This window comes from Dyella sp. AD56 (assembly GCF_002878475.1).
In the GTDB taxonomy this organism is placed as follows: Bacteria; Pseudomonadota; Gammaproteobacteria; order Xanthomonadales; family Rhodanobacteraceae; genus Dyella.
On sequence record NZ_NRDP01000036.1, the window covers coordinates 36227 to 48909 of the forward strand.

12 protein-coding genes are annotated in these 12683 nt (G+C 64.5%); 6 read left to right on the forward strand and 6 right to left on the reverse strand.

Going from position 1 to position 12683, the window contains the following annotated elements; translation table 11 throughout:
- Positions 1-22 precede the first annotated feature (22 nt).
- Positions 23-1522, reverse strand: coding sequence for a transglutaminase-like domain-containing protein (locus DyAD56_RS21970; protein ID WP_158241427.1), 1500 nt, complete (start codon positions 1520-1522; stop codon positions 23-25).
- Positions 1523-1670: 148 nt separating this feature from the next.
- Here DyAD56_RS21970 and purT point away from each other — a divergent pair, with 148 nt between their 5' ends.
- Both purT and DyAD56_RS21980 read left to right on the forward strand, forming a co-directional pair.
- Complete coding sequence (gene purT / locus DyAD56_RS21975; protein WP_102304972.1) at positions 1671-2852, forward strand: formate-dependent phosphoribosylglycinamide formyltransferase; 1182 nt, start codon at positions 1671-1673, stop codon at positions 2850-2852.
- Between the two features lie 117 nt (positions 2853-2969).
- Positions 2970-4493 carry an FMN-binding glutamate synthase family protein gene (locus tag DyAD56_RS21980; RefSeq protein WP_102304973.1) on the forward strand — a complete coding sequence of 508 codons (1524 nt, stop codon included), beginning with the start codon at positions 2970-2972 and terminating at the stop codon, positions 4491-4493.
- A 91-nt stretch (positions 4494-4584) separates the two neighbouring features.
- On the opposite strand, the gene DyAD56_RS21985 is transcribed toward DyAD56_RS21980, so the two are convergent.
- Positions 4585-5115, reverse strand: a complete 531-nt coding sequence (locus tag DyAD56_RS21985) for a hypothetical protein (RefSeq protein WP_102304974.1) — start codon at positions 5113-5115, stop codon at positions 4585-4587.
- 335 nt (positions 5116-5450) lie between these two features.
- On the opposite strand from DyAD56_RS21985, the gene adhP reads away from it, so the two are divergent.
- Positions 5451-6485, forward strand: a complete 1035-nt coding sequence (adhP, locus tag DyAD56_RS21990; RefSeq protein ID WP_199179084.1) for an alcohol dehydrogenase AdhP — start codon at positions 5451-5453, stop codon at positions 6483-6485.
- A gap of 41 nt (positions 6486-6526) precedes the next feature.
- Here adhP and DyAD56_RS21995 read toward each other — a convergent pair whose 3' ends face one another.
- The 4 genes from DyAD56_RS21995 to DyAD56_RS22010 form a co-directional block, all read right to left on the reverse strand.
- Positions 6527-7237: an arginyltransferase gene (locus DyAD56_RS21995; protein WP_102304976.1), complete on the reverse strand. Its 711-nt coding sequence runs from the start codon at positions 7235-7237 to the stop codon at positions 6527-6529.
- Between the two features lie 78 nt (positions 7238-7315).
- Positions 7316-7708: a hypothetical protein gene (locus DyAD56_RS22000; RefSeq protein ID WP_102304977.1), complete on the reverse strand. Its 393-nt coding sequence runs from the start codon at positions 7706-7708 to the stop codon at positions 7316-7318.
- An 86-nt stretch (positions 7709-7794) separates the two neighbouring features.
- A complete protein-coding gene (tesB, locus tag DyAD56_RS22005) occupies positions 7795-8658 on the reverse strand; it encodes an acyl-CoA thioesterase II (RefSeq protein ID WP_102304978.1) in 864 nt (287 codons plus the stop codon).
- A gap of 59 nt (positions 8659-8717) precedes the next feature.
- Positions 8718-9284 carry an N-acetylmuramoyl-L-alanine amidase gene (locus tag DyAD56_RS22010; RefSeq protein ID WP_102304979.1) on the reverse strand — a complete coding sequence of 189 codons (567 nt, stop codon included), beginning with the start codon at positions 9282-9284 and terminating at the stop codon, positions 8718-8720.
- An 80-nt stretch (positions 9285-9364) separates the two neighbouring features.
- Here DyAD56_RS22010 and DyAD56_RS22015 point away from each other — a divergent pair, with 80 nt between their 5' ends.
- From DyAD56_RS22015 to DyAD56_RS22025, 3 genes are all read left to right on the forward strand, one after another.
- Positions 9365-9886 (forward strand): alpha/beta hydrolase, encoded by a 522-nt coding sequence (locus DyAD56_RS22015; RefSeq protein WP_102304980.1) that lies wholly within the window; start codon positions 9365-9367, stop codon positions 9884-9886.
- Complete coding sequence (gene rlmKL / locus DyAD56_RS22020) at positions 9883-12090, forward strand: bifunctional 23S rRNA (guanine(2069)-N(7))-methyltransferase RlmK/23S rRNA (guanine(2445)-N(2))-methyltransferase RlmL (RefSeq protein WP_102304981.1); 2208 nt, start codon at positions 9883-9885, stop codon at positions 12088-12090. Before DyAD56_RS22015 ends, rlmKL begins: the two co-directional genes overlap by 4 nt.
- A gap of 127 nt (positions 12091-12217) precedes the next feature.
- Positions 12218-12553 (forward strand): hypothetical protein, encoded by a 336-nt coding sequence (locus DyAD56_RS22025; protein WP_102304982.1) that lies wholly within the window; start codon positions 12218-12220, stop codon positions 12551-12553.
- The last annotated feature ends 130 nt before the right edge of the window (positions 12554-12683 follow it).

Sequence of the window (12683 nt, forward strand, 5' to 3'; positions counted from 1 at the left end):
GATATCTAATTTCAAGGGAGGGTCACCAATCCCGGGTAGCCACGGTGCCACGCAGTACGGGAGGGGCCAGTTCCTGGGCTGGGGAGACTTGAGCTATCCGCATCTGGCCGAACAGGTTGGACAGGTTGGCAAAGTGCCAGGGATCACCATCGCCCGTGTCCAGCGCGATATGGGCGCTGTCGAAGCGGCCGAGCGCGGCGTCGAAGCTCTGCCAGCGGCCGTCGACCCAGGCCTGCACCCACGCATGCGGAACGAATACCCGCGAGCTGCCCGCGTAGTGATCGGCGTAAACCATGCCGGTCACCACCCGCGCGGGGATGCCCCGTGCCCGCGCCAGCGCCGCCAGTAGTACGGCGTACCCTTTGCAGTCGCCCTGGCGGGTGCGTGCCACCTCAAGGGCGGAGGCGTAGCCACCGTTGCCGCTGTGGCCGGCGAGGTAGCTGCTGGTGAAGGCGCGCAGGCGGTTCATTGTCTGCAGGTCGTCGCTGGCGCCTTGGGTGGCGTTGGACGCCAGTGCACGCAGTTCCGGCGCATCAGACTGCAGCCAAGCGTTCGCCTCGGTGTCCTGCGCTGTCGGCCCCGGCTGCCCACCAGCTGTGGCGTTACCGATTTCGACCAGCCAGTCGCCGTGCCCCAGCGAAAAGACGCGCTGTTCGTCGGTGGCGATCACGGGGCGTGCATCGTCGTCCGTTGCGTGGATGACATAGCGCAAGACTTCCTGGCGCATCGCCGCGGATACCCGCTCCGGCGAATCGACCATCGCCGCGCGGAGCATGTCGATGTCCTGCACCGGGGCCAGCGCGCATGCCTGGCTGCAGGCCAGCATGTCCAGTTCGTGGCCGAGCATTTGCAGGGAGCCTTTGCGGGTCTCTCCGCGCGCATTGATCCACAGGTCCATGTACTGCGTGCCACGTGGCGTCTGCAGGGTTTCGCGCTGATGGCTCAGCAGTTCCGGGCCGTCTGGGAGCGCAATGCGTTCGCTGCCCAGCACCTCGACATCCACGGAGGCCACGCTACGGCTGGCGGGGTCGAACAGGTTCAGCGTGTAGTGCCCGGCATGGTCGACGGCACTCGCCATGGCCTGCCGCTGGCCATCACTGAGCAGGGCGCCGGTAGGCCATGGCAGGCTGGTCACGGTGGAAAGACCGGCTACCGTGGAGGTGACTGCGTACTGGCCGTCAGGCTGCCGTCGGCCATCGACGATGTTGCTGGAGGCGGACAGGGTGCTTTTCGCGTAAAAGCCCAGCGGCTGGCCATCGAGGGTTTCCACGCTGCGCGTCAATACCGCCATGGGCGTGGTTTTGCCGCTGCGCTCCAAGGCAATTTGCAGGTCCTGGGTGGTGGTCACCACGTCGCCATCGCGCACACGGTCTATGCGCAGGTGACCAATCTTCCGCCCGCCCAACTGCACCGACATCCAGGTGGTGTTCGTTGCGGCCGCGCTTTCCCGGGCCTGCGCGAGAACGCAGGGGGAGGGGCTCAGCGCGAACGCCATCGCTAGCGCGGCAAGCCACTTGCGCATAGGTCGCTCCGTGGGGACGGTGACAATTGCAGTCAACGCCGGTCCGCGACGTTCGTCAATGGAATCTGCGTGATGACGAGATGACGTCTGGCCCGATTCGGCGAGCGCACGCTTACAATGGCGCTTTGCCATCTCCGGGGAGAGACCGATGAAGCCATTTGGCACGCCTTATTCCGATCATGCGCTGCGCGTGTTGCTGCTGGGGTCGGGCGAACTGGGCAAGGAGGTGGCCATTGAACTCCAGCGCTACGCCGTGGAGGTCATTGCGGTCGATCGCTATGCCGACGCGCCGGCCATGCAGGTGGCGCATCGCAGCCATGTCATCGACATGCTGGATGGCGCTGCACTGCGCGCCATCATCGAAAAGGAAAAACCCGATCTGGTCGTGCCGGAGATCGAAGCCATTCACACCTCCACGCTGGTCGAGCTGGAGAAGAACGGCCTGCACGTGATTCCCACCGCGCGCGCCGCGTGGCTCACGATGGACCGCGAAGGTATCCGCCGCCTTGCCGCCGAAGAATTGAAGCTGCCGACCTCGCGCTACCGCTTCTGCGATACCGAGGCTGAGTACCGCGATGCGGTCGCCTCGATCGGCTTGCCGTTCGTCATCAAGCCGGTAATGAGCTCTTCCGGCAAGGGTCAGAGCGTGGTGCGCCAGGAAAGCGAACTGCAGCACGCGTGGGACTATGCGCAATCCGGCGGGCGTGCGGGCAAGGGGCGCGTGATCGTCGAAGGGTTCGTCGACTTCGATTATGAGATCACCCTGCTCACCGTGCGTCACACGGACGGCGTCAGCTTCTGCGCGCCCATCGGTCATCGCCAGGAAGACGGCGACTATCGCGAATCGTGGCAGCCGCAGCCGATGAGCCCGGTGGCGTTGGCCGAAGCGCAGCGCCAGGCCGAAGCCATCACGGGGGCGTTGGGCGGCTGGGGCGTGTTCGGCGTGGAGTTCTTCGTGAAGGGCGATAATGTGATCTTCTCGGAAGTGAGCCCGCGCCCGCACGACACCGGTCTGGTCACACTGGTGTCGCAAGACCTTTCGGAGTTCGCGCTGCACGCGCGCGCCATCCTCGGTTTGCCGATTCCGGCGATCCGCCAATTGGGGCCGTCTGCGTCGTGCGCGGTACTGGTGGAAGGCGAGGGTGCCGCGCCGCGTTATCACGGCGTGGCGGATGCGTTGAAGGAAGCTGATACGCAGTTGCGTATCTTCGGCAAGCCGACCGTGAAAGGTCGTCGTCGCATGGCGGTCACGTTGGCGCGCGATGAAAGCGTGGATGCTGCCAAGGCCAAAGCTATCCGGGCCGCGAAGGCGCTGCGGATCGAGCTTTAGTCTTGGCATCCTCGCCCTGATGGGGTGAGGATGGTACGAGTCAGGCCGTCGCGGCAGTAATGCGTGGACGGTCGGATTCAACAGGTTTGTCGCAACAGTTCACCACTGGAGGTAAGGATGGAGCCGTCGGGATTCGCGCATTGGCTGGTCGTCGTTGTCGAGACGTTTGCCGCCCTGTTTCTTTTGCTGCTGGCGCTGCTGGTGGTGGTGATCGCTGTGGTCTGGCTGGTGGACCGCAACCAGACCAGCAACTCGGTGCTGCGCAACTTCCCCGTCATCGGCCACTTCCGCTACTGGTTCCTGCATCTGGGCGAGTTCTTCCGCCAGTATCTGTACTCCAGTGATCGCGAAGAGCTGCCGTTCAACCGCGCGCAGCGCATGTGGGTGTACCGCGCAGCCAAGAACGTGGACAACACGAACGCGTTCGGCTCCACCCGCGACCTGCGTGGCGAGGGCGTGCCGTTCTTCGTCAACGCGCCGTTCCCCGCGCTGGGCGACCGGCACATCAAGCCGCGACCCGTCACGCTGGGACCATACTCGCGCGAGCCGTATCAGCACGCGGCGTTCTTCAATATCTCAGCGATGAGCTTCGGCGCACTGTCCGCGCCGGCGGTGAGTGCCCTGTCGCGTGGCGCGAAGAAGGCAGGCATCTGGATGGATACGGGCGAGGGCGGCCTTGCGCCGTATCACCTCGAGGGCGGTTGCGACATCATTTTCGAGATCGGCACTGCCAAGTACGGCGTGCGCACACCCGATGGCAAGCTGGATGACCAAAAGCTCCTGGCCATCTGCGCCCATGCGCAGGTGAAGATGGTGAGCATCAAGCTAGGGCAGGGCGCCAAGCCCGGCATGGGCGGCCTGCTGCCGGCGGCCAAGGTGACGCCGGAGATCGCCGCGATCCGTGGCATTCCCGTGGGCGAGGATTCGCAGAGTCCAAATCGTCACCTGGATATCGGCAATGTGCAGGAGCTGATGGATTCCATCCATCACATCCGCGAACTCACCGGCAAGCCGGTTGGTTTCAAGGCGGTGTTCGGCGGCGTGGATTGGATCGCTGATCTATGCGAGGAAGTGAAGAAGCGCGGCATCGAAAGTGCGCCGGACTTCATCATCGTCGATGGTTCAGAAGGTGGCACCGGCGCCGCGCCGCAAACATTGATGGAAGGTGTAGGCCTGCCGTTGCACGAAGCGTTGCCGGCTCTGGTGGACCTGCTGGTGGTGAAGGGCCTGCGCGATCGCATCAAGGTGATCTGCTCGGGCAAATGCATCACCGCCTACGACGTTGCTTGGGCGCTGTCGATCGGCGCGGATTTCGTCAACTCCGCGCGTGGCTTTATGTTGGCGCTGGGTTGCATTCAGTCCCTGCAATGCAACCGCAATACCTGCCCCACGGGCATCACCACGCAAAACCCCAAGTTGCAGCGCGGACTGGTGGTGGCGGACAAGAGCGAGCGCGTGGCGAACTACGCTACCAACGTCATGCACGAGGTCGGCATCATCGCGCACAGCTGTGGTGTTGAAGAGCCGCGCCAACTCAGTCGCTCGCATTGCCGCGTGGTGGGCGACGATGGCCTCTCTGTGCCGCTGGTGAAGCTGTACCCGTACCCCATCGTGCCGCGGACACCAACGCAGCACGCTTGATCAGTTGAAGAAGACGGCCGGCATTACGCCGGCTGTCTTGGGCGCGCTTTTCCCCGCACTCACGGGGCTTGGTGCTGTGGCGTCGACGCGCTCAGGCCTCAGCGGCAAGTTCGTTGAGTTGCTTCTGGAGCGACTTGTAGTCCACCTTGAGCTGTTTCTGTTCGAACCGGATGGCGAACTTGGTTGCTTCGCGCACGCGCCTGGTTTCGTCCGTGGCGGTGATCACGACGAGGCTGTATTGACCCTCTTCGAGTGTTTCACCGAGAGCCTGAAGATCACCGCGCGAGATGCCTGATTCGATGTGGCCGGCAATCACTCCGGCCGCTCCGCCGACGGCGGCACCAGCTAGCGCGCCCACGGCCAAGGTGATGGCCGGGAACAAGGCGAGGCAAGCGCCTATCGCAAGACCGATGCCTACGCCCTCCCAGCCTTTCGTATGTTCCGCCTGTTCGCGTTTGCGCACGAGACTGACCTTGCCGTCCTTCTTCACCACAATGGCTGCGTCGTAGGTGTCGATGCCTTGCGCATCACCAAACACGTACTCCACGGCGTCGAAGCCAGCCATGGCGGCTTCCTTGTCGGGATAGGTCATCGTGAACAGATGAAAGTTGTCGTACGTCATGGGGCGTTTTCCTCGAGTGCGCACGGGACGTTCCGTGCACACTCGTTTTAGCGACTCCGGCGCTGGCGCTAAATCGGGGATTGGAGGTGCAGGCTGTAGAGGCATGTCCTTCCTTGATGTAGCGTTTGTGCAGTTGCGTGTAGGCAGAGTGCGGGGCTTGTACGCATGGCATCGCTGGATGCATCCGTCATGACGACGCAACTCGTTGATTGTGGTCACCGTGCCATCACGTGTGTGACGGCATCTTTCCGTGGTCATCCCCCTTCGTACGGCCCTGCTGGCTACATGACGTGGCTAGGTCGCCGTGCGTTATGACCTAAGGAGATTGCCGCATGATTCCCAAGACGATGAAGGCCGCCGTTGCGCATCATTTCGGTGAGCCACTACGCATCGAGGAAGTGCCCGTGCCGGTACCGTCGCGCGGCGAAGTGCTGGTGAAGATCGTGTCCACCGGTGTCTGTCATACCGACGTGCACGCTGTAGATGGCGACTGGCCGGCGAAGCCGAATCCGCCTTTCATTCCCGGCCATGAAGGCGTGGGTGTGGTGGTTGCGTTGGGCGAGGGCGTGGACAACCTCAAGCTGGGTGATCCCGTGGGCATTGCCTGGCTGCACGATGCGTGCGGCCACTGCGAGTACTGCATCACCGGCTGGGAAACCTTGTGCGAAGCGCAGCACGACAGCGGCTACAGCGTGGATGGCAGTTTCGCTGAGTACGCGATCGGCAATGCGGCGTACGTGGCGCGTCTTCCGCACGACGTGGATTTCGCGTTGATGGCGCCGGTTCTCTGTGCTGGCGTGACGACCTACAAAGGCATTCGCGAAACCGAGGCGCGTCCGGGCGAATGGTTGGCCATCTCCGGCATCGGCGGTCTGGGCCATCTGGCCATCCAATACGCCACGGCCATGGGCTTGCAGGTGGTGGCGGTGGACGTTGCCGACGACAAGCTAGCGCTGGCGCGCAAGCTGGGTGCCGCGGCGACCGTCGATGCGCGTCAGCCCAATGCTGTGGAAGAGGTGCTCGACATCACCGGTGGCGGTGCGCACGGTGTGCTGGTGACGGCAGTGTCGCCGCCGGCCTTTTCGCAAGCGCTCGGCTTCACCCGTCGACGCGGCACCATGAGCCTGGTGGGTCTGCCGCCCGGTGATTTCGCCACACCCATCTTTGATGTCGTGCTCAAGCGTCTGACCATTCGTGGGTCCATCGTCGGCACGCGCAAGGACCTCGCCGAAGCGGTGGCTTTTGCCGCGGACGGCAAGGTCGTGCCGACCATCGAGCGCCGCCGGCTGGAGGACGTGAACGACGTGCTGCAGGGGCTGCGCGAAGGGCACATCCAGGGGCGTGTGGTGCTCGACATCGCCCAATCCTGATCAACACCCTTGCAGGAGCGCACGATGCGCGCCTGCAAGGGTCAGGGATCCGCCATCTCCACCCAGCCTTCGCTGGTGCGTATCTGCAACGGGCGGAAGTTGCGCTTGTAATCCATTTTCGGATGGCCTGCGATCCAGAAGCCCAGGTAAATCCAGGGCAAACCGCGGCGGCGGGCGAGCGCCACCTGTTGCAGGATGGCGAACGTGCCCAGGCTGCGCGCCGTTTCCTCGGGGTCGTAGAACGTATAGACGGCCGAAAGACCTTGCTGGCACACGTCGGTGACGGCCACGCCGAGCAAGCGCGAACCCTGGCGGAACTCCAGGAACATCGTGGGGCTCCATGGCGCGGTCAGGAACCGGCGGAAGTCGCTGGCGTCCGCTTCGTCCATGCCGCCGCCCGGGTGGCGCTGGCGCAGGTAACGTTCGTAGAGCGTATGGCGCTCGGCGTTGTAGCCGGCCATCGATTCGATGACCGTCAGATCCTCATTGCGCTTGAGGCAGCGCCGCTGTCCGCGATCGGGGGCGAAGCGCGCTACGTCGATGCGGCAAGGCGTGCAGGCCCGGCAGTTGGTGCAGTAGGGGTAGTAAAGGTGCCCGCCGGCCCGCCGGAAGCCGCGCTCCAGCGCTGGACCGTACAACTGGTCCAGCTGCGGCGCGGCCGGATCGATCACGAGGTTCTGTGCCGTGCGCTCGGCAAAGTAGCCGCAGGCGTGCGGCAGGGTTTGGAAGAGGCGGACACGATCAGAGCGCATGGCCTGATTCTATGTCTGGTTTGGGTCACTGTGTCACTAGCTGAAATGTGATAGCCGGATGTGACAGCCCAGGCAGGGTCAGATAACGCCCATGTACCGGAGCATCAGGATCACAAAGGCGCCGGCCACGGCCAGCATGACGATCCGGCGCATCCGGGTGGCCACGCTCTTGCGCTGCATCTCTGGCGTGGGGTTGCGGGCCAGGGCCAGTTCCTCCCCATGGCGGACCACCGGCTCGATGCCCAGCTCCTTGAGCATGGCGCGGGCGCGGGTGTAGTCGTCTGCCTTGGTGACCCAGACCTGGGCCCAGTTGTCCCGGTCTTCATGGCGCTGTGAGTAGCTGAAGCGCTGATAGCTGGGGCGGCGGTAGTTGGAGCGGTTCTCGATCGTGTACTCGATCCCCTGGTCGGCCATCAACTTGGCGACACGGTCAATGTTTTCCTGGCGGGGCGAGGTGTAGAGCTGACGCATGGGGGAGCCTTGGTTCGTCGCCGGTCGGGCGCGGCTGGCCGAGGAGGCCGGCCGGCTTCATTTTATTACTACGGTGGCCGGGGGGCTTAACCGCGCAGGCGGATCAGGCCTTCCTGGGCCGTCGAGGCCACCAGCCGGCCATCACGGGTGAAGATCTGGCCGCGCGCCAGGCCGCGGGCGCCTTGCGCCGTCGGGCTGTCGAAGGAGTACAGCAACCATTCGTCGGTACGGAACGGGCGGTGGAACCACAACGCATGGTCCAGGCTCGCCATCTGCACGTTGTGTGTGTAGTACGAGATGCCGTGCGGCAGGGTGGCCGTGCCGATCAGGTTGAAGTCGGAGGCGTACGCCAGCAACGCACGATGCAGCTCGGGTGAATCGCCCACCGGCGCGGTCAGTCTGAACCAGATGTGCTGGATCGGCGGGCGCTTCACCGGGTGCAGCTTGTCCTGCGGCCACACATGGCGGAATTCGAACGGTGCATCCACGCCCAGCCAGCGTTGCAGCTTCTCGGGCAGTTTGGCCAGCTGTTCCGGCGGCATCGGCTGCATGGGCTCGATGTCTTCGGGCATGGGCACCTCGGGCATCGAAGACTGGTGCTCAAAGCCGGTTTCCGGCACCTGGAACGAAATCGAGCCATTGAGGATCGGCTGGCCGTGCTGGATGGCCACCACCCGGCGCGAGGAGAACGTGCCGCCGTCGCGAGTGCGCTCCACGCTGTAGACGATGGGTGCGTTGATGTCGCCGGCGCGCAGGAAATAAGCGTGCAGCGAATGGGCCTCGCGCCCGGTTTCAACCGTGCGCTGGGCGGCCGACAACGCCTGGCCCAACACCTGCCCGCCAAACACGAAATGCGTGCCGATGTCCCGGCTTTGGCCGCGGAAGAGGTTGTCCTCGAGGCGCTCGAGTTCGAGCAGGTCGACGAGTTCGCGGACGTTGTTTTCCGTCATGGAAAAAAGCTCGGCGGAGGTAAGAGACCGGCGATTATAGCTGGCGCCCCGCCGCCGCTTCAGTGCTTGGGTGACGGAAGCCGTTCCAGCCCGCTGCCGTCCAGCACCTCGACCCAGGGGAATAGCGGGCCTGGGTCGAGCTTGCGCGGCACTTCCAGCGACGGATCGTTGCTGGCGGGCAGCCGGGCCGTATCCAGGTCCTCATGGCCGGCGATCAGGTGCAGCAGGGGGTAGTCCTGCCTCAGCCGGGCCAGCAGCGCCCGCAGGGCCGCGACTTGGGCCGGGGTGTACGGCTCGGTCATGGTCTGGCGGCGCGAATCCCACCAGTCCGGGTACCGGCCCAGGTTCACCAGCTCAATGCCGATGGAGTTGGGGTTGTGGCCGCGTACGTGGTTGGCCACCCGGTTGCCGGGCACGTATTGGTAGATGCTGCCGTCACGGTCGATATAGAAGTGCCCGCTGGCGCCTGCACCACTCTCGTAGAGCGCCCGCTCGCCGTACTCGCGGGCGGTGGCCAGATCAGGCAGCTCGGTGCAGTGGATCACCACCATTTCCACCGCACTGGCGGGGCGCTCGGGCAGCAGGGAAACGTAGGGCAGGGGCTGGTCGACGATGTTTACAGGCATACCGGCCAGTCTATCCGCCGTCTCCCGGGACGTCGCCTGTTACGATGCGCGCCCATATAGACGCTGTTTCGGAGACCGCGATGCGCGGCCAGATCATTCTTTCGCATGGCTCGGACTCCGGTCCGGATGCCACCAAGGTCAGCGTGCTGGCTGCTTTCGCCGAGTCGCTGGGTTGGAAAACCCAGCGCCCGGACTACCGTACCGACGACCTGCAGGGTTTTGCCGGCTCGATCGATCCGCGCATCAAGCGGCTGGTCGCCGCCATCGATACGCTGGATGCCCCGCCGGTGCTGGTCGGCTCCAGCATGGGTTCCTTCGTGTCCGGGCTGGCCTCGTTGCAGCGCCCGGTGGCAGGCCTGTTCCTGCTGGCCACGCCCAGAGAGATCCCCAGTTACCGGCAGGCTTTCGATGTCGCCGATGGCGTTCCCACACTGCTTTATCACGGCTGGCGCGATGACGTGTGCCATCCGGAAGGGATGATCGACTTCGCCGGCCGCCGCCGTCTGCCGCTGATCGTAGTCGACGATGACCACCGATTGGTCGACAGCGTCGATCGTATCGTCGAGCAGTTCGGCCTGTTCCTCGCTGGGTTGCCGACATGAGCGCATTCTTCGCCACCTGCCCCAAGGGGTTGGAATACCTGCTACGCGACGAACTGGCGGCGCTGGGGGCTGACGATGTCCGCGAGGCGCTGGCCGGCGTGCATTTCTCCGGCACGCTGGAAACCGCCTACCGCGCCTGCCTGTGGTCGCGTCTGGCCAGTCGCGTACTGATGCCGTTGGCTGAGTTCGATGCCGCTACGGATGACGCGCTTTACGGTGGCGTGCAGTCCATCGATTGGTCAAAGCACCTGGGCCCACGCGCCACGCTGGCGGTGGATGCCAACTCGGCGCAAAGCAAACTCACGCACAGCCAGTTCATCGCCCAGCGCGTGAAGGATGCTGTGGTCGACCAGTTCCGCCAGCGCGACGGCTCCCGTCCGGACGTGGACACCGACGAGCCGGACGTGCGCATCAACCTGCGCCTGCGCCGCGATAGGGCCACGCTGTCGATCGACTTGGCCGGCGCACCGCTGCATCGTCGCGGTTGGCGAGAGCAGCAGGGCGAAGCACCGCTGAAGGAAAATCTCGCCGCCGCCATGTTGTTGCGTGCTCGCTGGCCGGAGATCTATGCCGAGGGCGGGGCACTGCTCGACCCCATGTGCGGTTCCGGCACGCTGTTGGTCGAAGGCGCGTGGATGGCCGCGGATGTCGCGCCCGGCCTGCATCGCGAGTACTACGGATTCTTGGGCTGGGCGCAGCACGACATCGCACTGTGGCGCGGCCTGCTGGACGAGGCGCGGCAGCGTGCCGATACCGGCCTGCGCGCTCTGCGTGCGTGTTTCTTCGGTAGCGACGCTGACCCGCGCATGGTGCAGACCGCCAAGCGCAACGCTCAGGAGGCTGGCGTCGCTGGGTTCCTGACGCTGGACAAGCATGACGTCACGCATGTATCGCCGCCACCGGGTTACAGCCGTGGCTTGGTGATTACCAACCCTCCGTATGGCGAGCGCCTTGGCGACCGTGGCGAGATGCCCCGTCTGTATCGGGCTATCGGCGAAACCCTGCGCGAACGCTTCGCCGGTTGGCGCGCGGCCGTGCTGGCGGGCGATGCCGAGCTGGGACATGCCATCCCGCTGCGCGCGGAGAAGAAGTACGCGCTTTACAACGGTGCATTGGAAACCGTGCTGCTGATCTTCGAGCTTCACGCGCGCAGTGAAACGCCGCGCGAGGTGAAGCCGCTCTCCGAGGGCGCGCAGATGCTGCGCAACCGCATGGAGAAGAACCTGCGCCACTTGCGCAAGCGGCTGGAGCGCGAAGGCATCCATTGCTGGCGTGCCTACGACCAGGACATGCCGGAGTACGCGGCGGCCGTCGATGTCTACGGCGACGAGAATGATTCGTTGTGGCTGCACATCCAGGAATACCGCGCACCGGCCGAGATTCCGGTGGAGACAACACGCCAACGCCTGCGCGAGATCGTGCGCGTCGCCGGCGAAGTGCTGGGCGTGTCGCGCGACCGCATCGCGCTGAAGACGCGTGAGCGTGGCAAGGGTGGCTCCAAGTACGGCCAGTTCGACCAGCGTGGCGAGTTCGTCGAGGTGGCGGAGGCTGGCCTGCGCTTCCTGGTCAACCTGACCGACTACCTGGATACCGGCCTGTTCATCGACCATCGCCTGGTTCGCGGCAAGTTGCGCGAACTGGCCACGGGGCGGCGCTTCCTGAACCTGTTTGCCTATACCGCCACGGCCAGCGTCTACGCGGCGGCGGGCGGCGCGCGCGACACCACCAGTGTGGACCTGTCGGCCACCTACCTGGACTGGGCATCGCGCAATCTTGCGCTCAACGGTTTCTCCGGTAGCAAGCATCGCCTGATGCAGGCGGACGCCATGACTTTTCTGCGGCAGGAGCGTGACCGCTACGGGGTGATCTACGTCGATCCACCGACCTTTTCAAACTCCAAGCGGGCGGAGGATTTCGACGTCCAGCGCGACCATGTCCAACTGTTGTTGGCCTGTGCCGACTGTCTCACGAGCGATGGTGTCATCGTGTTCTCGAACAACTTCCGGCGCTTCAAGCTGAACCATGAAGCACTGGCGGAGCGGTTCGTCGTCGAGGACTGGAGCGCGCCCAGCATCCCGTTCGATTTCACCCGTCGAGGGGACATTCACGGCTGCTGGCTCCTGCGCCTGCACCCGAAAGAAACGAGTGAGGAATCCCCCTGGGGCGGCACTGTGAGCCACGTCCGGAATCAAAGCAGGCGTTAAGCATTTTCACGCTTTCTACTCAGTCCGGATTCAGCGCGAAAGTTCGAGCATTGATCCCGGCAAAGAGCGATAGAGGGCAACGTCAAATCCCTCTATCGGAATCAAGCCTCCCTTGGGAGACAGACTCATGAACAAGACCAAGACCTCCATCGTCAAGCGCGTTGCCCTGGCGTCTGCCATGCTGATCGGCTGTGCAGCCGTCGCACCGGCCTTCGCTGGACACGTGAGCTTGAATATCGGCGTAGGTCTGCCGGTGGTGGGCGGTTATTACGCGCCGGCCCCGGTTGTCTACGCACCGCCGCCGCCGCCGGTCTATTACGCACCGGCTCCGGTCTATTACGCACCGGCCCCGGTGGTATACCCGGCAGCCGTGGGCGCCACGGTCGTGGTGGGTGGCCGTCCGGGCTACTACCACCGCGGTGGCTACTACTATCGCGGCGGTTACCGTTACTACGGTCACTAAGCACGCGACCGTTGGTGCAGTTGCGACAAAGCCCGGCCCTGCGCCGGGCTTTGTTTTTGCGTGATTCACGATGCGGCGCAGCAGAAATAGGCTGACTGCTGTCAGCCATTCGCCATCTTCGCATCACACC